This window comes from Congzhengia sp. (assembly GCF_037235575.1).
GTDB classification, from domain to species: domain Bacteria; phylum Bacillota; class Clostridia; order UBA1381; family UBA9506; genus Congzhengia; species Congzhengia minquanensis.
The window spans coordinates 1-24,592 of record NZ_JAXUNN010000021.1; the positions used below are offsets into that span (position 1 = coordinate 1).

The window sequence follows — 24,592 nt, forward strand, 5'->3', positions numbered from 1 at the left end:
TAATCAGTTTTATTATACATTTGAAAATTATGAATTTGCACATACTTTTGTTCCCCAGTAAACCATTGAAGACCTGCGCTGTGTCCACATATCTGTCTTTTCAAAGGCTCCCATGGCGTACTCTTCCGCCATATAGGTGAATGCTTTTAAGTCCGGACTGTCAATATTCCGAATGATAACCGTGTCTTCATCCGGCGTTCTGAAATTGTTTTTCTTATAAAATGTCTGGTCAATAAATGTCGGCTCAAAAGGCTTCTTTAAATATTTTTCAACCACCTCTTCCGGGCAAACCGGCGGAATCTGCAGCATTGCAGGATACTTAGGGTTTGCTTTGTCAATACTGCCAAACGCTCCTTTGGTTCCTAGATATATCATTTCTTCGAGCTTACTTCCCTCAAAGTTGTGATAACAACGCATCTGCGGCGGCGAAACCTGCTTTAAGTTCCGGTGGTAATGGCTTAAAAGCATTTCCCACGCGATAACATTCAGATCCTTGGCCATTTTTACACATTCTTCATCTTCAAACAGTTCCAGCATCATGGAAATTTCTTCGATTGCCAGCGGAGAATAGGTCGAACTGTTATACTCGCTGAAACAGCCGCAGAAAGCGTTATATTCATGCACCTTTCTGAGCCGTTCCTTTCCCCGTTCTAAAAACTCCTTGTTGCCTGAAATTTCACCGGCGTTGATTATGGTGTTTAAACTCATCAGGCTGATATTTGTGTAGTCTGGGGAAACATTTCTTCTGATGCTGCAAATTGCCGCTTTCATCAGCGATTCGGATAAAGCGGCGCGAAGCTCGTCGTCTAAACAGTCGCTTCTTCTTTTTAATATGTATGCAAAGTGCTTTGCATTAAAATCCGCCATGTTATAGTCAGGCGCAATCATGTGGTCGCAGTCTTCTTCAATATAGTAAGGCCACAAACCGTATGTTTTGGAGTCTTCGCGGTTGTCCTGATATTTAATCAGGCCCCAAAGAACCGATTTTGCCTCTTCATAATACTCTTCTTTTCTTAAGAAAAACACATGGTCTGCAAATGCAGAGTTCTCTGTTGGGCTGTGCAAATCCCCTGAAATTCTTGTGTGGTATCCGCCGGAACCCCCGTTCCAAGGGGCCACATGCTGCATAATCATGCCCGCCTCAGGGTCAAACCGTTTATGTTTTTCTTCTACGCCAATTTCTAAAAATTCTTCATACATCAGTTTTACACTTCCTTGCAGTCAAGTTCCGTTTATTTTAATCGTACGCCCTCTGTCAAAATCAGAAGCGCCAAAGATTGACCATATGTCATGGGACAAATTGGGATTACCCGGTAGTCCTCCAAGGTCGCGCCCATTCCCGTTCCGTAGGATACGTTCTGCACTTCTCCATCTTCGGCAATGTTATCTACAACATATTTCAGCGCCTTTTCGCCGACCACCTTATATTTTTCATCTATGTAACCCAGCCGAACGGCTTTTAAAATACCGTAACCAAAACCGGCTGTCGCAGAAGCTTCCAAATAGGAACTTGGATCGTCTAAAAGTGTGTGCCAACCGCCGCTTTCGTCCTGGGTTTTTGCCAGCGCCTCAACCTGAAACACGAGCGTGTTCAAAAGGTATTCTTTTAAAGAACCCTCAAGGCCAAGCATTTCTATAAACTCAACCGAACCTGCGGTATACCAGCAGTTGCCCCGTGCCCAAAGCGCATCGGCAAAGTTGTGTCTGCCGTCAAAGGTCCAGCCGTGGAACCAAAATCCAGTTTTTTTATCAGCCAGATATTTAATATGGAACAGGAACTGGAATTTTGCTTCTTCAATATATTCTTTTCTGTCAAGCAACAGTCCCATTTTGGCTAAAAACAGCACTGTCATAAACAGCGTGTCAATCCAAACCTGGTTGTGGTTTTCCCCACCGCTGACGATATGCTGAATTCCGCCGCCTTCCGTTCTCGGCATTTCGTTCATAACCCATTCTGCCCACTCGGTGCAAAGGTCTAAATAATCCTTTCTGCCGGTTTCCTCGGCCAAATGCGCCAGTGTCAGCATTGGACACATGGTGTTGACATTTCGTTCGGGAAGACCTTTTGCGATATTTTTATCATACCATTTTATTAAAAAATCGCGGTATGATGTATCGCCAAGTTCCTTGTAATACTTATACATGCCATACATTCCAACCCCTTGTGGCCACTCCCAGTTTTCAATGTCGATAATTCCAATGGGACATTCTTCTTCAATGCCCTGATTTTTGATTGCAGTCATGTTATCTGCAACTTTTTTAAGTATTTCCTTCATGCGTAGGTCCCCACTTTGACTTGTAGTTTATGATATATGATATATTATGCCATAAATCATTCACCACTTCAAGCCCAAAATTTTTACAACACTATGAATTTAGTAAATAAAACGTACCTTTTCTATTGATATTTGAAAAAAAGTATGATATACTTGTGACATTGATAAAAACAGCCGTAAAACAGGTGGTTTATTTATGTATAAAACGATTATTATTAACAGCAAAGCTGAAACAATTGCGCACTTGAAGTATGCAATTTCCGAAAGCAATTTAGGCTTTACCGTTGTTTCTTCCTATTTATATAATAAGCGCGCGTCAGACGCAGTAGCCAGAACGCGCCCAAATTTGGTGATTACCGATTTGCCCCCGGCAAAGGAAAAGAACTTAGATATTGTGAAAAGCATCCACAGACGTTTTCCGGATATTAAAATTTTACTGTATACCGACAGAACGGATTTTGAGCTGGCAAAATCCGCTGTTTCCCAAGGAGTTTCCGCCATTATCAACCCAGGAGATGACACTGAGCTGACTGCGGCGCTGACTGAAATTAAGGTTTTGCTTGACCGGCAGGCGACTCAGAAAAAGCGTGATAAATTATTTGATCAGCTTGTTGTTTCTGCAAGAAAACAGTTTTTGACAGACATTTTTATGGGGAACATCACCGGCAGAGAAAATATTCAGAAAAAGGCCAAAGAGCTGAGTTTAGGCAATCATTCCTGCATATACTGCCCGTTCTGGATTGCCATTCCCAATTACAATGAATATATGACAAACCGCTGGAATTACGACAAGGAGCGGTTTTTGGTTGCCGTGGGCAACTTTCTGCGGCCTGAAAATAAAAGCTTTGAAATTCAGAATATCATGTTCACAAACGGAGAAATCTTTTATGTTGCTTTGGCGGAGACCAGCGACGCCACCAATTTTATTAATACCTTGCGTCTGCACCTCACCAATACCGAGCACAATTTAAAGACCATGATCGGACTTACGGTCAATTGGCATATTGGCCGGCATTTTATGTCCTTTCACGATTTTATCGACCACATCACAACACCGATTTTAAGCAACAGCAACATGAACGTCGAGGCAATTGACAACACGAAGGAAAATCACGCGTTGCTGCTTGATATGTATAAAAACGTAGTAATTTCCGCAATTTTGGATAAAACGCCCCGTCTTAAAGAGCATTTAAACTATATTGTGCGGCTGCTTTCCCAGTCGGCCGAAAATGTGCTTTCAGATGCACTGTCCGAATTCTGTGAAATTTCCATGCAGAATATGGCGCCGCATTTAAAAGAAAACGCAGAATTCAAACGCATGATGCGTTCCCTTTCCGAAGCAAACGGCGCCACAGCGCAAAATATTTGCACCAACGTGCTTTTTATGGTTTGCCGGGAGGCCGGAAAAAACAATCTGACCGCTTCTTCCAGCACTGTGAAACGTGCCGTGGAATATATTCAAAATAATTTTGCCCGGGATTTATCTTTAGAGGACGTGGCAAAATATTTAAACTTAAATCCTTCTTATTTTTCGCGCTTTTTCAAGCTGCACACCGGCTTTAATTTCAGGGACTATTTAATAGAGCTCAGGGTAAAAAAAGCAAAGGAGCTGCTGATAACCGGCAAATATAAAATATATGAAATCAGCATTATGACCGGTTATAAAAACAGCAAATATTTTGCCGCCCAGTTTAAGGCAGTAACCGGCCTGACTCCCAGCGAATTTGCAAACGGCGAGGCCGCAAAGTCAACAGGCGCATAATGTTTATTTGGCCAAAATTACAGCTTTGTTACTCCTTATATGCGCTGGATTATTGGATATATACAAAGATTTTGAACAATTTATTTTATATATTGACAAAAAGAAAAATTCGTGCTAAAATAAATTTAAACAGGTTGTTAAAAATTTAACAATATACTATAGTGGGAGGTTCTATCATGAATGAAACAAAACCAATCATTGACAGCGTGGAAGCGTTGGAAACAGAACTGAAAAGATTAAGAAACGTTCAAACAGTTTTTGCCGGCTACACTCAGGAACAGGTTGACAAAATATTCCTGGCGGCTGCCACAGCTGCCGACAAGGCCAGAATTCCCCTCGCCAAAATGGCTGTGGAGGAAACGGGCATGGGCATTGTGGAAGACAAGGTTATTAAAAACCACTATGCGGCGGAATATATTTACAACGCCTATAAGGACACAAAAACCTGCGGAATTATCGAAGAAGACAAATCCTATGGCATTAAAAAGGTTGCAGAACCCATCGGTGTGGTAGCAGCAGTTATTCCTACCACGAACCCCACATCAACAGCAATTTTTAAAACGCTGATTGCGCTGAAAACCAGAAACGCAATTATTATCAGCCCCCATCCCAGAGCAAAAAAGTCTACCATTGCTGCGGCAAAGGTAGTATTAGATGCAGCCGTAGCGGCTGGCGCTCCGGAGGGAATTATCAGCTGGATTGACGTTCCCTCGTTGGATTTAACCAACACGGTTATGAAAGAGGCAGACATTATTTTAGCAACCGGCGGACCGGGCATGGTAAAAGCGGCATATTCCAGCGGAAAACCTGCAATCGGTGTTGGTGCGGGCAACACACCGGCCATTATCGACGACTCGGCCGATCTGCTTTTGGCAGTAAACTCTATTATCCATTCTAAAACATTTGACAACGGTATGATTTGCGCGTCAGAGCAAAGCGTGATTGTTATGAAAAATATCTATGACGCTGCAAAAAAAGAATTTGCCCGCCGCGGCTGCTATTTCCTGGATAAGGATGAAACGGAAAAGGTTCGGAAAACCATTATTATAAACGGCGCATTAAACGCCAAAATTGTTGGTCAGAAAGCACACACCATTGCCGCTCTTTCCGGTGTTGATGTTCCGGAAGGCACAAAAATTCTTATCGGCGAAGTAACTTCGGTGGACATTTCTGAAGAATTTGCTCACGAAAAGCTTTCCCCTGTTTTGGCAATGTATAAAGCCAAAGACTTTGACGATGCTCTGGCAAAAGCAGAACAGCTCATTGCTGACGGCGGCTATGGCCACACCTCCTCTCTTTATGTAGATGCTGTGAAGGAAACAGAAAAAATTAACCAATTTGCTTTAAGAATGAAAACCTGCCGCATTTTGGTGAACACACCTTCTTCCCACGGCGGCATCGGAGACCTTTACAACTTTAAGCTTGCGCCTTCCCTCACCCTGGGCTGCGGCTCGTGGGGCGGCAACTCTGTTTCGGAAAATGTCGGTGTAAAGCACCTTTTGAATATCAAAACTGTTGCAGAAAGAAGGGAGAACATGCTTTGGTTCAGAGCGCCTGAAAAGGTTTATTTAAAGAAAGGCTGCCTGCCGGTTGCTTTAGATGAATTGAAAAACGTCATGGGCAAAAAGAGAGCATTTATCGTAACAGACTCGTTCCTTTACCAGAACGGTTACACAAAACCGATTACCGATAAGTTAGACGAGATGGGCATTGCCCACACCACGTTCTTTGACGTAGCTCCCGACCCGACTTTAGCTTGCGCCAAAGCCGGAACCGTGCAGATGCGCGCATTCCAGCCGGACACCATTATTGCGCTGGGCGGCGGTTCTGCAATGGATGCCGCGAAAATCATGTGGGTGATGTATGAACACCCGGAAGCAGACTTCATGGACATGGCAATGCGCTTTGTAGACATCAGAAAGCGTATTTACACGTTCCCGAAAATGGGTGAAAAAGCATATTTCATTGCTGTTCCCACCTCTGCCGGCACAGGCTCTGAAGTGACGCCGTTTGCCGTTATCACTGACGAATCAACCGGCGTTAAATATCCTCTGGCTGACTATGCGCTGATGCCAAACATGGCAATTATCGACACAGACCTTCATATGTCAGCTCCCAAGGGCTTAACAGCCGCATCGGGTATTGACGCAGTTACCCACGCCTTAGAGGCTTATGCTTCTATCATGGCTACGGATTACACCGACGGGTTGGCAATTCAGGCTCTGAAAGTTATTTTTGAATATCTGCCGAAAGCATATGAAAACGGTCAGACAGACGTGGAAGCAAGAGAAAAAATGGCAAACGCTGCAACCATGGCCGGCATGGCATTCGCAAACGCATTTTTGGGCATTTGCCACTCCATGGCACACAAGCTTGGCGCATTCCACCATCTGCCTCACGGTGTTGCAAACGCTTTGATGATTGATGAAGTTATCCGCTTTAATGCAAGTGAGGTACCCACAAAAATGGGTACGTTCTCGCAGTATGACCACCCGCATACCTTAGCACGATATGCTCAGATTGCAGATGCACTGGGCCTTAAGGGCAAGACGGACGAAGAAAAAACCGAAAACTTGATTAAGGCAATTGACGATTTAAAAGAATTGGTTGGAATTAAAAAGACCATTAAAGAATATGGCATTGATGAAAAAGACTTTTTAGACCGGCTGGACGAAATGGTAGAACAGGCATTTGACGACCAGTGCACCGGCGCAAACCCCAGATATCCGCTGATGAGCGAAATTAAGGAATTATACCTGAACGCATATTATGGAGGTGAAAGATAATGAATTTTGAAAATGTAATTGCAGTAAGACCTACTAAAACAATTTACCGCGACGGCGACAAATCGGTTAAGGTGTTTAACGAGGAATTCTCGAAGGCTGACGTATTGAACGAGGCGCTGAACCAAGCCCGTGTGGAGGAAACCGGATTAAATATACCGAAGCTTTTGGAGGTTACAAAAACCGACGGCAAGTGGGCCTTAGTGATGGACTTCATTGAAGGGGAAACGCTGGCCTCCCTTATGAAAAAGCATCCTGAAAAACTGGATGAATATTTAAACCTTTTTGTTGATCTTCAGCTTGAAATTCATGGAAAAACAGCACCTCTTTTAACAAAACTGAAGGATAAGATGAAGCGCAAAATTTCAGAAACCGATTTGGACGCAACTACCCGTTATGAGCTTCATGCAAGACTGGAGGGTATGCCCAAACACACAAAGGTTTGTCACGGCGATTTTAACCCAAGCAACATTATTGTGGATAAAAACGGCACGCCTTATGTGTTAGACTGGTCTCACGCAACCCAGGGCAACGCCAGTGCAGACGCGGCAAGAACCTATCTTTTGTTCTGCCTGTCCGGCGATGACAAAACAGCGGAAAAATATTTGGATTTGTTCTGTAAAAAGAGCGACACAGCAAAGCAGTATGTGCAGAAATGGATTCCCATTGTCGCAGCGTCCCAGTTAGTGAAAGGAAAACCAGAAGAACGCGCGTTTTTAACCCATTGGACAGACGTTGTGGAGTATGAATAAGTAAAACTTAAAAACTTCCCGGAATGTAATCCTTCCGGGAAGTTTTTTTATTGTTTAACCGAATTGTTATTGTTTTTTTCATAAAAATGTGATATTATATAAAATTGTGCGAAAAAAATAAGGAGTGAATCAGTTGGAAACCTATGCGGTATTTAAAGATTTGGCAATCATCCTGGTTTCGGCAAAAATTTTAGGTCTTTTGGCAAGAAAAATGAAAGTCCCCCAAGTGGTGGGCGAAATTGTGGCAGGGTTATTGATTGGACCCAGCGTTTTAGGATTAGTGGGACAGACAAGTTTCTTAACGCAAATGGCCGAAATCGGCGTCATTTTGCTAATGTTTTCGGCAGGCCTGGGCACAAACCTGAAAAACATGATTAAAACAGGGCCGTTTGCCTGTCTGGTTGCAGTTTGCGGCGTAGCTGTTCCGCTGATATTGGGAACGCTGCTTTACATGCTGTTTTATGGGTTTGCCGCCGTTGGCTCTCCACATTTTTATAAGGCCGTGTTTATTGGCGTAATTCTCACTGCCACATCTGTGAGCATTACGGTGCAAACCCTGTCTGAGCTTGGCAAGCTGAAATCAAAGCTTGGTACAGCAATTGTCAGCGCCGCCATCATTGACGACGTTATCGGCATTATGGTTTTAACGGTTGTCATCGGAATCGGCGCTAACACCTCTGGCGCCAGCGCGGGCATTTTGTCGGTTATTATGCGCAGTCTGCTATTTTTTGTGTTTTCAGGCGTACTTGGATATGCATGCTACAAACTCTTTAAAGCATTAAATAAAAAATACTCCCACACCCAGAGGATACCGATTTTTGGTCTGGCGCTATGCATGTTTATGGCATATGCGGCTGAAAAATATTTTGGTGTGGCAGACGTTACCGGCGCATTTGTAGCCGGCATTATCCTTTGCAACATTAACGATGCCGAATATATTGAGCGAAAAATGGCCATTAATTCCTATATTCTGTTTGGTCCCGTATTCTTTGCAGGTATCGGTTTAAAAACCGACATACATGGCATTTCCGGCACCATTGTGCTGTTTTCCATCTGCTTTGTGCTGGTGGCCTTAGTGTCTAAAATTATTGGCTGCGGGCTGGTTTCAAGAATATGCAAATATTCCTGGCGGGACAGCCTAATTGTAGGCGTCGGCATGATGACCCGGGGCGAGGTGGCGTTGATTGTGGCGCAAAAGGGCCTATCTGTGGGCCTTCTGGACCCCATTTACTTCACGCCCGTTATCATTCTCATTATCGTATCGTCTATTTTAACGCCAATCTTTTTAAAACTATTGTTTGCCAAAAATATGAACGCAGCAGCAATCCATGAACTTTCTGCGTAACAGCAGCTGAATCAACTTTTCACGAATATTTTGTTCGTTTCTGTTTTTAAATGAAGTTTTTTAATATTTTGATACCCCGCTTTTCATGCGGGGTATTTCTTTTCTGTTTACAATTGAACGATAAATTGTATTCTTTAATGTCAAACTTACAATTTTCGACATATTATGATATTGTACCAATAAAAAAGGAGGCCAATGATATGGCAAATTTTGTTTTAACAGATACAAACGGAGAACCGATTGCTGAAACATGCCCGGCAACAGGCTTTCAGTCGCTATCAGTATGCGCACCGGTAACGGTGACGCCTTTTGCAAGAAGCGGCGTAACAAAAACGAAATGCTGCGGCGATCCGGTTGTAAGACCTGGTCAGGAAACATGCCCCGGAATTAAAAACGGCTCTTGTCACTTTACAATCAGCCAGGATCTCTGCGTTGAAGTTCCCGTTGTGTTCGGCGCTGTTTCGCAGGTCGGCGATGCTTTTGTAAATTGTATCCGCACATCCGAAAAGGATATTTGTATCAATTGCGGTTATGAAGACGATGACGATAACGATTAAAAACACCATGATAATGCGCCGGCGGTTTAAATATCGGCACTGAAAACTGCTATCAAAAAAACGCATGGGCATCGTAATTGATGCCCATGCGTTTTTTTACCGTGTCCAAACCGTTCCGTCAGCAAATGCTACACGAGTGATTTTAATATTTTTAATTCTATCTGTTTCGCTGTATCCATACAGACTCCAATGCCATGATTGTGTATCCAGCGTACCAAAAGACATCTGCTGCGCATACCCGTCAAATTGGCTGCTTCCAAACCCGTAATATTTTACCGGCTCATTAAATGTATTGTAACAGTTAAACTCCAACTCAATGGCCGAAATTTCTTTATAGCTGATATTGCGCAGTACAATGTTTGCCTGTTTTATTCCATAGCTGTCGGTAACATAACTGGAAATTGCTGCAACCGGCTGTTTCACGGTTGCCCGCCAGGTATCCATAACAACATATACCGTGTTGACAATGTCTTCAAAAAACACGTTTTCATAGTCCCAAAATTTGTCTAGTGCGTCGTCGCAAATATCTATGGCGCCGTTATAATCCGTTACGGAAAGAGCATATTGTATCTGCGGAATTATTTCATTATATAGAGCCTCGTCATGGGTGGTAAACCAGCCGACATTAACATAATCCTGCACTTGCCAGGTTGGCACTGCAATTGTTCTGTCAAAGGGAGCATACATGGTGCTCATAGGCTCTAAATACCAGCCCACATTCTGATACAGTTCAATTTCATCGCCTGAAACCAAAAGCTGTCTGCCGTCTGCTGAATACATTAAAACCGGCGGTGCAGTGAACCACCCCACCGTTTTTTGTGCCTCAATCTCGCTTTCCGCAACAATAAGCTCCCTGCCGTCGGCAGAATACATTGTCACCAAAGATGCAAACACAACTTGTGTCTGCAATACAAAACAAATCGCTAAAAGTAAGTATAACAGCCTTTTTTTCATCTAAAAATACCCCCACTTAGTTTTTAAAAATGCTCCATATTGCTTTCCTGCACAGTGATTTCTTCCCCAGCTTTGGGAACCAGACCATCGTCAAAGTGAATCATCACATTTTGCGCTGTAAGCGTTTTTTGTAACATTTTGATATCTGTTCCATAAACAGGTTTCTTTTCGTCAATTGCCAAAGCACAGGCCACGCCTGCTGCCTGGCCGGAAATGATTGCTGGAGGAATTACGCGCAGAACATCCCACGCATAGCCCTCTCCCGCCGCGCTTCTGCCGGCTGTAATAATGTTTCCGAACCCGTCGCGCACCAGCGTTCCAAACGGAATTTCATATAAAAAGTCCCGCCGGTCGAAGTCGCAAATTGCGCCGACCGAGTCGTCAAAGTGCCTGTAGGTGTCCGCTTCCTTCAGGGTATAGTTCCCGTCGATGTGCCGCGTGGTTCGAAACTGCGGCATGGTGGGAATTCGAAGTATGTCCCGTGCCACTTTATCCTTATCATTTTTCAGCTTATTCAACGCTTCAATGTGATTTTCCACCACATAGTTCGTCACGTCTTGCGAATTTGTTCCCAGCCAATAGGGCTTTCCCTCCGGGTGGCCGCCGCCATAAAGGTTTGCATTTCCGCCGCTTGCCCAGTGCTGCAAATTACCTAAATCGCCGCTTTCCGCTGCCTTTTTGCACATTTCAGTGTCTGCGCCGTGCATCATAAACGTGTGAAAGTTCCGTCCCTGCACCGTTGGCACGCCTGCCTGAACCATTAAATCTCCGTCGCCGGTGGCATCTACAAACATGCCTGCCGTGTAATATTCAAAACCGGACTTGTTCACAACCACAACGCCTTTCACCTGGCTGCCTTCCATCGCCACGTCTGACACCACAGAATCATATAAAATGGATACGCCCTCACTCTTAATAAACTCAGTCAGCGCCAAAACAAAAATCGGCACGGAATACCGCGTCACATATCTGGGTCCGTCTTTTGTGGGGTTACCATTTTTCCAGCAGTCGGGAATGGTGTCATATCCGTATTTTACAGATAGCTGTAACAACTCCTCTGCCATGCCCTTAATAATCTGCACGCCCCGACCGTTGCATAAGGGAACAAACAGGTTAATCAGCCCGATGGTTGCTAACCCACCCAAACAAATGGTTTTTTCAATTAACAGTACCTTTTTGCCCATGCGGCTTGCGGACACTGCCGCCGCAACACCGGAAACACCGCCACCTGCTACGATAATGTCATAGCTTCCTTTCACCGGAACACTTTTTTTCACTTCAACGCAATCCAAACAATCACCCCTCTGTTTTTGATAGTTTTATTGTACCATGGCCCCCAAAAAATGTCAATTGCTCACTGTGATATTTTACCAAATTCTTCTTTAAAAATTTCCCAAAACTTGTCCACTTGACACAATCTTAAAGTTGTGGTATAATAAAAAAGTAAATTCATAACTTTTGACACAAGGGAATGTGATAGGCTAAATAATGGCAAAGAAGGTGTTTTTTAAGTGATTAACAAAAACGATTTGGAACGGGTTCGTACGCTGATTGAAAACAATATAGGTTCACACATTAAAATCACGGTAAAAAAAGGCCGCAAGCGGGTGGTTGTGCGCTACGGCACTATTAATGCCGTTTATCCGTTCACCTTTAATGTCACTTTAGAAAGCATTTCGGATTTTGCCGACGCCAGCAGAAACGTTTCGTTAAACTATTCCGACGTGTTAACCGACGCAGTTTCCCTTTCGCTGACAGAGTCTGGCGAGCAAATTGGATAACTATTAATAAAAAAATTAAAACCGGCTAATTAGCCGGTTTTCTTTTTACTCAAATTTGCGTTTTTTTGCTCTTTTTTATTCATTCATCTTGTTTTTCACAAAAAATATGTTGACTATTGACTTTGTAAATGCTAATATGTAACTTACCGAAAGGTAATTCTAAATTATTTTAAGTTATGGAGTGATTTGAACATGAAAATTGCATTTTCAACCGTCGGATGTCCCGAGTGGTCTTGGAATGACATCTACATTATGGCAAAGGATTTAGGGTATAACGGCATTGAGCTTCGCGGCCTTGAAAATGAAATGAATCTATTAAAAGCGCGTCCCTTTACAGATGCGCAGCTAACAAAAACTTTAAATAACTTAGAAAAGCTAAACCTTTCCATCTCCTGTCTGGCCTCCTCCTGCTACCTCGGCGGAACAGACGACGAAAACGAAGCGCTAAAAGAAGGATTTGACTATATCGATTTAGCGTCGAAATTGGACTGTAAATATGTCAGAATTTTGGGCGATTTAAACCCGGATCCCAGAGGCGAAATTGACGACGAGCGTGTAATCCGTCTGCTGCGCCGCTTAATTCCGGCGGCAGAGGAAAAGAACATTTGCCTGCTGGTGGAAACCTCCGGTGTGTATGCAGACACCGCGCGCCTGAAAAAAATGATCGAAACGGTTGATAATTCCCACGTGCAGGTTTTGTGGGATATTCACCACCCGTTCCGGTTTTTCCATGAAACGCCGGAGCAAACCATTGCAAACATTGGGAAATATACCAAATATGTGCACATTAAGGACTCGGTGATGAACGAGGACGGCACAGTGCAATATAAAATTCTGGGCGACGGCGACGTGCCGGTTGTTGAGATTTTAGACCAGTTAAAAATCTCCGGTTACGACGACTATGTGTCGTTAGAGTGGGTAAAACGCTGGAACAAAAACTTAGAAGACGCGGCCGTGGTGTTCCCTGCATTTGCTACTTTCATGTCAGACTACATGGTGGGAGAACCCCACAAGCTTTATGACAACAAGGCCAAAACCGGAAAATTCCCCTGGCCGAAAGAGCATTTAATTGACTGCACGTTCCCCGACGTTTTAGACCGGATTTGCGATGAGTTTCCCGAACAATTTGCATTCCGTTACACAGAGCTGGACTACACCAGAACCTATCCCCAGTTCCGGGAAGACGTCTATACCTTTGCCCGCGCCCTCATTTCCATGGGCGTGAAAAAAGGCGACCATGTTGCCATTTGGGCAACAAATGTTCCCGCATGGTATATTACGTTTTGGGCTACGTCTACCATCGGCGCGGTTTTGGTAACGGTGAACACCGCATATAAGGTGCATGAGGCGGAATATTTGCTCCGCCAGTCGGACACCCACACGCTGGTTATGATTGATAAATGCAAAGACTCCGACTATGTTGAAATTATAAAAACCTTGTGTCCCGAGCTGGAAACAAGCCAGCCAGGCGAGTTAAAATCGAAAAAATTACCGTGCTTGAAAAACATCATTACGGTTGACAGCAAGCAGCCGGGCTGTTATTCCTGGGATGAAGCCATTGCAATGGCGCAGAAAACACCAATTGAAGAAGTTCACCGCCGGCGCGCACAGATTGACAAACATGATGTTTGCAACATGCAATATACCTCCGGCACAACCGGGTTCCCCAAAGGTGTTATGCTCACCCACTACAACGTGGTGAACAACGGCAAGGCAATTGGCGACTGCATGGATTTGTCCACTGCAGACAGAATGATGATTCAGGTGCCCATGTTCCATTGCTTCGGCATGGTGCTGGCTATGACGGCTTCTATGACCCACGGCACTACCATGTCGCCTATGCCCATGTTCTCGCCGCGGCGCTCGCTTGCCTGCATAAACAAGGAAAAAATTACGGCATTTCACGGCGTTCCCACCATGTTCATTGCCATGCTGGGGCATGAAGACTTTGAAAAGACCGACTTTTCTTACATGAGAACAGGCATTATGGCGGGAAGTCCCTGCCCGGTTAAAGTTATGGAAGATGTTGTAAACAAAATGCACATGCCGGAAATTTGTATTACCTACGGGCAGACAGAGGCGTCGCCGGGCTGCACCATGAGCTGGACGGACGACTCGCTGGAAACCCGGGTAAACACCGTTGGCCGGGCGATGTATGGCGTGGAATGTAAAATTGTAGACCCTGAAACCTATGAAGACCTGCCTGACGACGTTGACGGCGAATTTGTGGCCCGGGGCTATAACATCATGAAGGGATATTACAAAATGCCTGAAGCCACCGATGCGGCAATTGACGAAAACGGCTGGCTTCACACCGGCGACCTGGCAAGAAGACTGCCGGACGGAAACTATAAAATCACCGGCCGTATTAAAGACATGATTATTCGCGGCGGCGAAAACATTTATCCGAAAGAAATTGAAGACTTTATTTATACACACCCGAAAGTGCAGGACGTTCAGGTAATCGGCGTTCCCAGCGAGCAGTATGGCGAGGAAATTATGGCCTGTGTCATTTTAAAACCGGGCGAAGAGTCCACCGAAGACGAAATGAAGCAATATGTGTTAGATCACATGGCGAAACACAAGGTTCCAAGCTATGTTGCTTTTGTTGACGAGTTTCCTATGAACGCCGCCGGTAAAATTTTAAAATATAAAATGCGCGACTGGGCTGTGGAAAAATTAAATTTACAAAAAGCAAATTCCATAGAAACCGCATAAAATACAAACACCGCTTTCCGTTTGAAACGGAAAGCGGTGTTTTTGATTTACTTTTTCTTCTCTTTTTCCTCGTCTTGTTCAATAAACAACTGATATGGCTCAATCTCTAAAATTTCGCAGAGATGGAACAGCATGTCTAAAGACGGTGCTTTGTTAACATTTTTCGCTTCGAGATGACTAATATGCGTTCTTGAAACATTCGCTTTCATAGAAAGTCCAACCTGTGTAAGATGCTTTCTCTTACGAAAAAAAGCAATGTTCCTGCCGATAATTTTGTAATATTCTTCTCTGTCTTTCATGACATCACCTCTTTACATAAAATGCTAACACAAAATTTGCAAAATAAAGCTTGCCATTAGCTTGCAACTATGATATACTATATGTAAAGGGCATCTTTTTTATTCTTTGACAGACAAAAGTATCTAAAAATAGGTGTTTCTGTCCGTCAAAGGCGGACAACTGTATAATCCCCCGACGTGCCGCGGCTTTCCCCCATAACCGGGCTGCGGTACGTCACCCCTAAAATAAAGGGCCGCTAATAATCCCTTAGCGGCCCTTTTCTTCTTTTACTGCACCTTATTAATTTCGTTTAAATTCTCCAGCATATTTTCAATAAACACACCATATCCCCGTTTTGGGTCGTTCACAAACACGTGGGTTACGGCGCCGATAATTTTTCCGTCCTGCAAGATTGGGCTTCCGCTCATTCCCTGGACGATGCCCCCCGTTTTATCAATCAGCCGTTTGTCGGTAACGTTTACCACCATGTTTTTATCGTCCACCGCATGTTTCATAATTTTCACAATTTCCACTTCAAATTTTTCTACCTTGTTGTCTTCCACGTTTGCATAAATTTCCGCTTTCCCGGTGTGAACCTGAGCTTTCGATGCCACAGGAACCGGTTCCTGCGACACACCCACGTCATATCCGCTTTCTATAACGCCGTAAATGCCCTGCGTCGTGTTTTTCATGATCACGCCCCGGTCTGCGCCGCTCTGATCAAACAGGCCGCACAGTTCCCCCGGTTCACCCCGCTGTCCCTTTTTCACGTCAACAATTTTCGTATCCGAAATGCTGCCCTGCTCCACCGGCATCAGCGCGCCTGTGTCCACATCTGTTATGGGGTGCCCCAATGCACCATATAAATTGGTTTTTTTATCTACGAACGTTAACGTTCCAATTCCTGCTGTGGAGTCGCGCACCCAAATGCCAAGCTTATAGCCGTCCTTTGTTTTCACCGGCGTCAAGGTTTTTTCCATCTGTTCTCCGCTGCGTTCCACCGAGAGCGTCAGAGGCTTGCCTTCCGACTCCGACACAATTTTTCCAAACTGCTCAACTGTGTGCAGCTCTGCACCGTTTACCCGCATAATCATGTCGGCGTTTTTAATATCCGCATCTTTCAACGCGTCTATGGTTTGCCCGCCTTCTCCTGTCAGCTTTTCTGTCCCCACACACATCAGCCCCCGGGTAAACAGCTTAATTCCAATGGTTTTTCCGCCGGGAACTATTTCGGTGGCCGGCAAAACATCAACTTCCACATTTTTAACCGGAATTAAGCCGAACAGTTTAACCGCGGCGTCATATTCGCCGTTTGCTTCCATTGTGCCTGAGGCAGCTATATGAACAGTGTACGGTGAACCCTCCCGCACATCAATATTTTCGCCGTAGAATATTTTAATTTTGTCGGGAAAATAGACGTCACATTCGACGAACATTGCTGTTGCCGTAATGATTAAAAAAATGAAAAACGTCTGAACCCGCTTTTTCGTATGTGCCCGCAATTCATCACTCCCTTTTGGTCTGCATGTTTATTATTGACCGCAGGAGCATATAAATACTAATTATTATTTACATGATTTCCAAATTCATCCAACGATTTAAACCGGTATCCTGCTGTTTTTAAGTCTTTTATCACTTTGTCTAATATATTGGCATTATTTTCTGAAACAGCATGGAGCAACAAAATTGCCCCGTCGTGCACGCCGTCCATTATCTGGGAATATGCATAATCTGTTCCCTTTTGATTTTTTACGTCCCAGTCTTTATACGCAAAACTCCAGAATACGCTGGTGTAGCCCAAATCCTGAGTCAGACTCAGCGTCCGTTCGGAATATTCCCCCATGGGCGGGCGGAAAAATTTCATTTCCTGTCCCGTTAGTTCTGTAAAACTGTTGGCCAGCCCAACAATTTCGTTTTTCAGTTTTTCCGCGCTTTTTACGTCCGGCATGCTGGGATGGTTAATGGTGTGGTTGCCAACAATATGCCCCTCGTCCACCATGCGCTTTATCAATTCCGGCTGATTTTTAATATATGGACCGGTGACAAAAAATGCAGCTGGAACCTCGTTTTCCTTTAACACGTCTAAAATTTTCGGCGTGTAACCGTTTTCATAGCCCTCGTCGAACGTGAGGTATAGCGCATGAGGCTCGCTGTCTTTGTAAACCGCACCATATTTGTTTAAAATTTCAACTGTTTTTGCAGGAATTTCCGGCGGTGCATTTTTATTTTTTTTCAGTCCCCAGCCGTTTTTTTCGTTGGGCAGTTCGCTGTATTTGCCCGGATTCAGCTCTGCCGGCACATTCACCGCAACAGGCGTTATATCTTCTGTTATCTCGTTTTTAAAAACGCTTTTCGATGTGCAGCCGCTCAATAACAAAACCATTGACATTAAAATTAGTATTAGCTTTTTATTCATCATTCATGCTCCAAAGGTTTTTTTATATTTATATGCTTCTGCTAAAAAAAAATTCTTAAATTTAAACGTAACTTAACTAATGTGTAACAATTATCATGTATAATAAACATAAAGAATGGAAAATCTACAATTTGTGACGTTTGCAGCAAGGAGTGTGGGAAATGGCCGTTAGAAGAAGAAAAAAATATTCGTTTAAACCAAACAAGCACACTGTTCTGGTTTTGGTTTTGCTTGTTATTATAGTCTGGGTTATCGCAGGCCTTAGCTCCTGCATGAACCGGCACGACAAGTCGCTCCGCGGGGTCGATTATACATATGAGGCGGTCCTGCTGCCCGAATATCAAGTGCGGCGCTGTGTGCGGCCCGACGGCACCCCATCGGCCGACTATTTTGAAATTTACCCGCCCCAGGCCGGTGACAAGGTAGTTTACCTCACCTTTGACGATGGCCCTTCCGCCAAAGTAACGCCGCAAATTTTAGATATTTTAAAACAATATAATGTAAAAGCAACGTTTTTCATTATTGCAAAAAATGCGGAGCAGTATCCGGACACAGTGAAACGTGCGGCCGACGAGGGACATACCATTGCCAGCCACACCTATTCCCACGATTACAGCTATGTGTATGGAAGCTTAGAAAATTTTAGAGAAGAAGTGAACAAAGCAAAAGACGTTTTAACAAACATTGTGGGAGAAGACGCTTTTACCAATATTTTTCGTTTCCCAGGGGGGGCGTTCCGGGAGCAGCGGGCAGAATTTAAAAATGTTTTAATTGAGGAAAATGTTCCGTTTGTAAACTGGAACTGTTTAACGGGAGACGCAGAAACCAGGAGTCCGGTTCCTGCTAATTTAATTGAAAAAGCGAAAAAAACAGCAAAATCCTCCGGGTCAGATTCGCTTACCATTTTAATGCACGACGCTGGAGCAAAGCAGGCTACGGCTGACGCGCTTCCCGGTCTGATTGAATATTTTCAGGGCGAAGGCTATCGGTTTGAAGCTTTAAAGCGATATTAAATAATAAAATATGCCCGGGGGCAGGTTTGCCCCGGGCATATTTTTTATTGCATACTGTTAAACTTCTGTTTCGCTTTGTCAATTTTCTGCTGCTCTGCTTTTTCCTGGGGATACCAGCCTTTATCAGACATTTTTGTATAAATTTCGTTCTGCATTGCCAAGCATTCGTCCAGCGACATTTTAAATGCGCTGTGCACTGCGGGCGTAGACGATTCTATGGTGCCGTGCATCAGTAAATCGCACGCGCCCTTTGTTGCGGTTAAAATGTTATCCATAATGACTCTGTCTTCCATGTAAATGCCTCCTTAATTAGTTTGATGATAATAAATTATAAATTTTTCCGAATGTTTCCTGGTGTTTTGAGGATAATCCCTGAACAAAACTTTTCAGCTCCGGGTCCTGAATTTGGCTTGCAAAATCTGAGCAGGCAGTTTTCATTTGTTTTTCGTGACCCAACACATCTTCAACATAAAGCAATTCTTTTGGTGACATAACATTTTACCTCCTGATTTAAAATTTTCTTTGCTTTCATATTTTTTCCGGCCCCCCTTTTTTTATTCAAAATTTTGTGATATAATGAATGAACAGAAAAAAACAGGAGCTGACAATTTATGAAACTTGGACTGGTTTTGGAGGGCGGCGCCAGCAGAACCTATTTTTCCGTAGGCGCAATGGACGCACTGATGGAGGAAAACATTTTTGCAGACTATGTCATTGGTGCATCTGCCGGAATAGCCAACGGGGTGTCGTATGTTTCGCGCCAAAAAGAGCGCAGCCTGGAAATCGGAATGAAATATTTTCCCGACAAACGGTATATGGGACCGCGCCATTTGCTAAACCGCAGCAACAAAAGCTACTATAACATTCAATTTGTGTTTGACGATATGCCCAACGTTCATCTCCCGTTCGACTATGATACATATCAAAAATACAGCAAAAACGTCTATGCCGCGGTAACAAACCTGAACACAGGAAAAACGGAATATTTAAACATTCCCGGCGACGATAAATCCTGGGCGGTTTTAATTGCCACCTGCGCGCTGCCGATTTTGTTTCAGCCTGTAAAAATTGGAAACAATCTCTATATGGACGGCGGAATTACCGACTCTGTTCCCATTGAAAAGGCTCTTTCAGACGGCTGCACCAAGAATTTGGTAATTCTAACGCGAGAAAAAAACTATATAAAAAAAGAAGAGCCTGCGCTGAAGCTTGCAGCTTTTAAATACCGCAAATATCCGCTTTTCACACAGGCTTTAAAGGCAAGAACAGAAAACTACAACCAGTCCCACCGCCGTTTGCTGGAGCTGGAAAAGGAGGGCAAGGCCTTCATCATTGCCCCACAAAACACCGCAGGCTGGCGCAGAACGGAATCTGATCCCAAGAAGCTCAAAGAAATGTATGACGATGGATTTCGGTTTGTGAAAGAAAATTTGAATCAGATTAAAGCGTATGCCACTTGATTTTTTTTATTCATTATAATATAATTGGTAATGATGCCCAGTAAAAAAGCAAACGCATAAGGAGAGGGACATGGTTCAATCTACAAAAAAATTTTTAGAACTTCTCAGACGGAAAAAACTGAAGGTTACCTTAACTGAAAATTATGCCGGAAAGGCCGATGCCATCACCTTGGGATTCAACGGAAAGCACTTGCAGCCGATTAACATTGCCATTTTTATGTATACAAACGGATTTGAAGCAAGTGTTCAATGTGGAATTGAAAAAATTCAAGAGGGGAAAACCGTCGAATGCCTTAAAGTTTTGAACGAATTAAACCGCAGATATAAATGGGCAAGGTTTTCTCTCGACCCCACCCGGGTTGTTATTTGTGAAATTGACGTGCCTGCAACCAGTGAAACGGTTCCCGAAATAACATTTCAAATGCTTGCCTCCATGATTCGCACGGCAGACGAGGCATATGTGAGCGTTCAACCGTTTGAAGATGCATCCAACACTGTGACGGACGGAATTTAAATAATAAAAAGCCGCACAAAAATTTGTGCGGCTTTTTATTATTTCCAAATCTCTTTACACCTGTCAGCAAATTCTGTAACCGGCATTTTGTAAATTTCACATTTTCCAATTTCTTTTAACAAAATTACGCTGATGCTGCTGCCAGTTGCCTTTTTGTCTAAAGCCGCGCCCATAAGCTGCTGTTCCTCTATGTCAATTGCGGTGGGCAGGCCATTTTTCTTAATAAGTTTTAAAACTCTTTCTGCGGTTCCCGGTGCAGTACGGCCCATTTTCTCACCAAGGCGCGATGCAACAATCATTCCAAAGGCCACCGCTTGACCATGGGTGTAGCCCGTGTAATGATAAGCCTTTTCCACAATGTGCCCTGCGGTGTGGCCGAAATTTAAAATCATTCTTAAGCCGGTGTCATGTTCGTCTATTTCCACCACCTGCCGTTTAATGTCGCAGCAGGTGAACACAATATCTGCAATGTTTTCCAACAGCGCATCTTTGCCTTCTGCTTCTTCAAGCCGTGAAAACAGCGCTTTGTCCCAAATCGCACCATATTTTATGACTTCGGCCAAACCGCTTGCAAATTCCTTGCCCGGCAGCGTTTTTAACGTTTCCGTGTCAATGATAACCTGTTTCGGCTGATAGAATGTGCCTACCAAATTTTTGCCCTGAGGCACGTCGATGGCGGTTTTTCCTCCTACGGAGCTGTCTACCTGGGCCAGGAGGGTTGTGGGAATTTGAATAACATCAACTCCGCGAAATAGCGTTGACGCACAAAAGCCCGCAAGGTCACCCACCACACCGCCGCCGAGAGCTACCATTAAATCAGCCCGCGTCATGCCGAAATCGAAAGCTGCGTCATAAAGCTGCTTTAGAAAGTCCAGCGATTTTGTGGTTTCGCCTGCCGGAAGCACAACGGTTTTTACATCTGCAATCTGCTCTAAGGAATTGATAAGCCGTTCCCCATAAAACCGGTTAACGTTTTCATCCGTTACAATCATAATTTTTGCAGGATTCGAAACATTTTTCACATATTCCGCCGCCTGGTTTAATATATTTTTTCCAATTAAAATATCATATTCATGGTTTGGTACGGTTACATGGAGCGTTTTCATCATTGTCAAGCCTTTCTTTCAGTATTTCGGTATTTATTTTATCACATTTTGGCTGAAATTTCAACCAGATTGATTTGTTGACGCAGAAGAAAAAACGTGATATAATGAAAAAAAAGCACCAGGAGTGACGAACATGATTCAAAAAGCACTGACGTTCAGCTATGACGACGGCGTAGAACAGGACAGGAAACTGCTTGAAATTTTTAATAAATTTGGCTTAAAAGGTACCTTTAACTTAAACAGCGGAATTCAAAAGCACGATAAACCGTGGTATTACAAAGATATCGTCCCCGTTTACAGAATGAATTCAGAGGGGCTGAACACGCTTTATAAGGGGCATGAAATTGCAGTTCACGGTCTTAACCACATCAATTTAAAAGACGCAGACCGTTTGAAGACGGAAATAGAAATTGTCGAAGACAAGAAAAACTTAGAAAAACTGTTTCAAACCGACATTTGCGGCATGGCCTATGCCTTTGGCGCATATACGGACGAATCGGTGGAGGTAATTCATAACGCAGGCTTAAAATATGCGCGCACAACCGCTGTGACCCACAGCTTCGACTTAGAACAGGATATGCTGCGCTATAACGCAACGTGCCACCATGCAGATGAAAAGCTGTTTGAGCTGGGAGAGCAGTTTTTACGCCTCACCCCGGACAAACCGCAGATATTTTATGTTTGGGGACACAGCTATGAGTTTGACATAGAGAACGGCTGGGAGCGCATGGAACGCTTCTGCAAAATGATGGGCAGTAAAGACGATATTTTCTATGGCACAAACCGGGAAGTGTTTGAACACTTTGGGATGATTTGACAATGAAAAAATTGTTGCAGCTGTTTGCCGCTTTCTTTAAAATCGGTGCATTTACCTTTGGCGGCGGTTATGCCATGCTGGAGCTTATGAAGGTTGAGCTTTGCCAGCGCAAAAATTGGTGCACCGAAGAGGAGCTGGTAGACTATTTTGCCCTGTCTCAGTGCACTCCCGGGGCCATTGCCGTAAATGTAGCTACCTTTGTGGGCCGAAAGGCAAGCGGCGCTTGGGGCGGAATCTGGGCAACGCTGGGCGTTGTAGTCCCCTCCTTTATCATAATCATCATCATTGCCCGGTTTTTAAAAAACTTTGCACAATATGAAATCACCGGCCACATTTTCGGCGGCATTCGGATTATTGTTGCCGTGCTGGTGGTAAACGCTGTGTTTACCATAGGTAAATCTGCGGTGCAGGATAAGATTTGTCTCTGTATCGCCGTTTGCTCCTGCCTGCTCTCTTTCTTCTTTCAGCTCTCACCGATTTATTTTGTGATTGCCGGCGCATGTGCAGGCCTGCTTTTTAAGCGCGGCAAAAAGGGAGGAAATGCAAAATGATTTTCCTCCAACTGCTGTTTGAATTTTTTAAAACCGGGTTGTTTGCCATTGGCGGCGGGCTTGCCACAGTACCATTTTTATATGAGATGTCTGACCGGCTGGGTTGGTTTACGAAAGAGTTTTTGTCAGACATGATTGCCATATCGGAATCTACCCCCGGCCCCATAGGCGTGAATGTGGCAACCTATGCGGGTTATGCGGTGGCAGGAATTTTTGGCGCGGTTTGCTCAACCATAGGTTTGGTTGCACCGTCAGTGATAACGATTCTAATAATTGGAAAAATGTTTGACAAATTTAAAAATAATCTGTATGTTGAACATGCATTGTACGGTGTGCGTCCAGCAACGACCGGCATGATTGCGTCGGTGGCTTTAGGGCTGATTGGTTCGGCAGTGCTCAATGATTTTAACGGCCAGATACAGACCGTTTTTGCGTCGTTAGATGTTCGGGCGGCTATTTTATTTTTCATCTTTTTAATTTTAACGAACAAACTAAAACTGCACCCCATATTTTATATCATTCTTGCAGGCATATTGGGTGCTTTACTGAAACTTTAAATAAATCTAAAACAGGTGGAACGTATGACTTTGGAAAAATATGTAGAAACATTAGTAGAACAGTATGGAGGCGACATTCTCTCCTCTGACTGCATGCAAGCGGAAAAGAAACACATTCAGCACGGCTGCACAAGCATTTTTGAACATTCCTACAACGTGGCATGCTTAAGCCTTTATTTGGCTTTTAAATTTCATATCGACGTCAACAAAAAAAATCTGGTTCGCGGGGCGCTGCTGCACGACTATTTTATGTACGACTGGCACACCGCCGGCCGATGGCACAACTTTCACGGATTTACCCATGCAAAATGCGCGCTCAGAAACGCTTCCCGCGATTTTGATCTGAACGCCATTGAAAAAAACATTATCGTGCGGCACATGTTTCCGCTGAATCTCATTCCGCCGAAACATAAGGAGGGCTTCATTGTGTGCATTGCAGACAAAATAAGCGCAGTCGCCGAAACTTTTTCTTTAAAAATTCCAATTTTTAACTAAGCAAACTCACCCGGGAGACCGCTTTTTCATGCGGTTTGCCCGGGTTTTCTTTTGCTCGTTATTTTTTTGTCATAATTTTTTGTTTTTTAGCATAAATATGTTGAAAAAACGGTTGAAATACGTTACAATGGTATATAGAGGGTATATGTATGTCATAAATTTAGAATAGCATTTAGGAGGACGAATTCATGAAAGTTACAATTTGCATCGGAAGTTCCTGTCACTTGAAAGGGTCGCGCCCTATTATTGAACAGCTGCAAGACCTGGTAAACGAACATAATTTGCAGGATAAGGTGGAGCTTTCCGGCGCGTTTTGCATGCAAAACTGTGTAAACGGCGTTAGCGTAACGGTTGACGGCGAGCTTTTTTCTGTGAAGCCGGAAACTGTGAAAGACTTTTTTGAAACACAAATATTAGAAACCGTAAAATAAATCCTTTTGGGAAGGAGGAACCGCT

The 24,592-nt window shown here is 43.8% G+C and carries 25 protein-coding genes; 15 read left to right on the forward strand and 10 right to left on the reverse strand.

Features of this window, described 5'->3' with window-relative positions; translation table 11 throughout:
* Positions 1–27: 27 nt before the first annotated feature.
* The gene (locus tag WIG73_RS03690) at positions 28–1,200 is read right to left on the reverse strand and encodes a hypothetical protein (RefSeq protein WP_337399337.1); all 1,173 of its coding nucleotides are present in this window, start codon (positions 1,198–1,200) and stop codon (positions 28–30) included.
* Between the two features lie 32 nt (positions 1,201–1,232).
* On the reverse strand, positions 1,233–2,276 hold the full coding sequence (locus WIG73_RS03695; RefSeq protein WP_337399338.1) for a glycoside hydrolase family 88 protein: 1,044 nt from the start codon (positions 2,274–2,276) through the stop codon (positions 1,233–1,235).
* A 196-nt stretch (positions 2,277–2,472) separates the two neighbouring features.
* On the opposite strand from WIG73_RS03695, the gene WIG73_RS03700 reads away from it, so the two are divergent.
* The 5 genes from WIG73_RS03700 to WIG73_RS03720 all read left to right on the forward strand — a co-directional run bounded on the left by WIG73_RS03700 (position 2,473) and on the right by WIG73_RS03720 (position 9,475).
* Complete coding sequence (locus tag WIG73_RS03700) at positions 2,473–4,038, forward strand: helix-turn-helix domain-containing protein (protein ID WP_337399339.1); 1,566 nt, start codon at positions 2,473–2,475, stop codon at positions 4,036–4,038.
* Between the two features lie 176 nt (positions 4,039–4,214).
* A complete protein-coding gene (gene adhE, locus WIG73_RS03705; protein ID WP_337399340.1) occupies positions 4,215–6,824 on the forward strand; it encodes a bifunctional acetaldehyde-CoA/alcohol dehydrogenase in 2,610 nt (869 codons plus the stop codon).
* The gene (locus tag WIG73_RS03710; protein ID WP_177677789.1) at positions 6,824–7,573 is read left to right on the forward strand and encodes an aminoglycoside phosphotransferase family protein; all 750 of its coding nucleotides are present in this window, start codon (positions 6,824–6,826) and stop codon (positions 7,571–7,573) included. Before adhE ends, WIG73_RS03710 begins: the two co-directional genes overlap by 1 nt.
* Before the next feature lie 133 nt (positions 7,574–7,706).
* The gene (locus WIG73_RS03715; protein ID WP_249313025.1) at positions 7,707–8,918 is read left to right on the forward strand and encodes a cation:proton antiporter; all 1,212 of its coding nucleotides are present in this window, start codon (positions 7,707–7,709) and stop codon (positions 8,916–8,918) included.
* A 200-nt stretch (positions 8,919–9,118) separates the two neighbouring features.
* On the forward strand, positions 9,119–9,475 hold the full coding sequence (locus WIG73_RS03720; RefSeq protein ID WP_177677793.1) for a hypothetical protein: 357 nt from the start codon (positions 9,119–9,121) through the stop codon (positions 9,473–9,475).
* Positions 9,476–9,571: 96 nt separating this feature from the next.
* On the opposite strand, the gene WIG73_RS03725 is transcribed toward WIG73_RS03720, so the two are convergent.
* Entirely contained in the window at positions 9,572–10,429 is an 858-nt protein-coding gene (locus WIG73_RS03725; RefSeq protein ID WP_337399342.1) for a hypothetical protein, read from the reverse strand.
* A 23-nt stretch (positions 10,430–10,452) separates the two neighbouring features.
* Entirely contained in the window at positions 10,453–11,721 is a 1,269-nt protein-coding gene (locus WIG73_RS03730; RefSeq protein ID WP_337399343.1) for an FAD-dependent oxidoreductase, read from the reverse strand.
* Between the two features lie 219 nt (positions 11,722–11,940).
* Here WIG73_RS03730 and WIG73_RS03735 point away from each other — a divergent pair, with 219 nt between their 5' ends.
* On the forward strand, positions 11,941–12,210 hold the full coding sequence (locus WIG73_RS03735; protein ID WP_337399344.1) for a Veg family protein: 270 nt from the start codon (positions 11,941–11,943) through the stop codon (positions 12,208–12,210).
* 192 nt (positions 12,211–12,402) lie between these two features.
* The gene (locus tag WIG73_RS03740) at positions 12,403–14,928 is read left to right on the forward strand and encodes an AMP-binding protein (protein ID WP_337399345.1); all 2,526 of its coding nucleotides are present in this window, start codon (positions 12,403–12,405) and stop codon (positions 14,926–14,928) included.
* Positions 14,929–14,975: 47 nt separating this feature from the next.
* Here the strand turns inward: WIG73_RS03740 and WIG73_RS03745 are convergent, their stop codons facing one another.
* From WIG73_RS03745 to pdaA, 3 genes are all read right to left on the reverse strand, one after another.
* Entirely contained in the window at positions 14,976–15,227 is a 252-nt protein-coding gene (locus WIG73_RS03745; RefSeq protein ID WP_177679992.1) for a helix-turn-helix transcriptional regulator, read from the reverse strand.
* Positions 15,228–15,494: 267 nt separating this feature from the next.
* Complete coding sequence (spoIVB, locus tag WIG73_RS03750) at positions 15,495–16,709, reverse strand: SpoIVB peptidase (protein WP_249313013.1); 1,215 nt, start codon at positions 16,707–16,709, stop codon at positions 15,495–15,497.
* Between the two features lie 56 nt (positions 16,710–16,765).
* Positions 16,766–17,623, reverse strand: coding sequence for a delta-lactam-biosynthetic de-N-acetylase (gene pdaA, locus WIG73_RS03755; protein ID WP_249313012.1), 858 nt, complete (start codon positions 17,621–17,623; stop codon positions 16,766–16,768).
* A 161-nt stretch (positions 17,624–17,784) separates the two neighbouring features.
* Here pdaA and WIG73_RS03760 point away from each other — a divergent pair, with 161 nt between their 5' ends.
* The gene (locus WIG73_RS03760; RefSeq protein WP_337399348.1) at positions 17,785–18,636 is read left to right on the forward strand and encodes a polysaccharide deacetylase family protein; all 852 of its coding nucleotides are present in this window, start codon (positions 17,785–17,787) and stop codon (positions 18,634–18,636) included.
* Between the two features lie 44 nt (positions 18,637–18,680).
* Here WIG73_RS03760 and WIG73_RS03765 read toward each other — a convergent pair whose 3' ends face one another.
* Both WIG73_RS03765 and WIG73_RS03770 read right to left on the reverse strand, forming a co-directional pair.
* Positions 18,681–18,929 (reverse strand): spore coat protein, encoded by a 249-nt coding sequence (locus WIG73_RS03765; protein ID WP_177678558.1) that lies wholly within the window; start codon positions 18,927–18,929, stop codon positions 18,681–18,683.
* Positions 18,930–18,945: 16 nt separating this feature from the next.
* Entirely contained in the window at positions 18,946–19,128 is a 183-nt protein-coding gene (locus tag WIG73_RS03770; RefSeq protein ID WP_249313007.1) for a hypothetical protein, read from the reverse strand.
* 119 nt (positions 19,129–19,247) lie between these two features.
* On the opposite strand from WIG73_RS03770, the gene WIG73_RS03775 reads away from it, so the two are divergent.
* Both WIG73_RS03775 and WIG73_RS03780 read left to right on the forward strand, forming a co-directional pair.
* Positions 19,248–20,096 (forward strand): patatin family protein, encoded by an 849-nt coding sequence (locus WIG73_RS03775; protein ID WP_337399349.1) that lies wholly within the window; start codon positions 19,248–19,250, stop codon positions 20,094–20,096.
* Positions 20,097–20,166: 70 nt separating this feature from the next.
* Positions 20,167–20,610, forward strand: a complete 444-nt coding sequence (locus tag WIG73_RS03780) for a hypothetical protein (RefSeq protein ID WP_337399350.1) — start codon at positions 20,167–20,169, stop codon at positions 20,608–20,610.
* Positions 20,611–20,648: 38 nt separating this feature from the next.
* Here WIG73_RS03780 and aroB read toward each other — a convergent pair whose 3' ends face one another.
* Positions 20,649–21,716, reverse strand: a complete 1,068-nt coding sequence (aroB, locus tag WIG73_RS03785) for a 3-dehydroquinate synthase (protein ID WP_337399377.1) — start codon at positions 21,714–21,716, stop codon at positions 20,649–20,651.
* 133 nt (positions 21,717–21,849) lie between these two features.
* Here aroB and WIG73_RS03790 point away from each other — a divergent pair, with 133 nt between their 5' ends.
* From WIG73_RS03790 to WIG73_RS03810, 5 genes are all read left to right on the forward strand, one after another.
* On the forward strand, positions 21,850–22,533 hold the full coding sequence (locus WIG73_RS03790; protein WP_337399351.1) for a polysaccharide deacetylase family protein: 684 nt from the start codon (positions 21,850–21,852) through the stop codon (positions 22,531–22,533).
* 2 nt (positions 22,534–22,535) lie between these two features.
* Positions 22,536–23,084 carry a chromate transporter gene (locus WIG73_RS03795; protein ID WP_337399352.1) on the forward strand — a complete coding sequence of 183 codons (549 nt, stop codon included), beginning with the start codon at positions 22,536–22,538 and terminating at the stop codon, positions 23,082–23,084.
* The gene (locus WIG73_RS03800; RefSeq protein ID WP_337399354.1) at positions 23,081–23,641 is read left to right on the forward strand and encodes a chromate transporter; all 561 of its coding nucleotides are present in this window, start codon (positions 23,081–23,083) and stop codon (positions 23,639–23,641) included. The genes WIG73_RS03795 and WIG73_RS03800 overlap by 4 nt, the downstream gene beginning before the upstream one ends.
* A 30-nt stretch (positions 23,642–23,671) precedes the next feature.
* On the forward strand, positions 23,672–24,136 hold the full coding sequence (locus WIG73_RS03805) for an HD domain-containing protein (RefSeq protein WP_337399355.1): 465 nt from the start codon (positions 23,672–23,674) through the stop codon (positions 24,134–24,136).
* A gap of 188 nt (positions 24,137–24,324) precedes the next feature.
* Positions 24,325–24,567 (forward strand): (2Fe-2S) ferredoxin domain-containing protein, encoded by a 243-nt coding sequence (locus tag WIG73_RS03810; RefSeq protein ID WP_177677707.1) that lies wholly within the window; start codon positions 24,325–24,327, stop codon positions 24,565–24,567.
* Positions 24,568–24,592 lie beyond the last annotated feature (25 nt).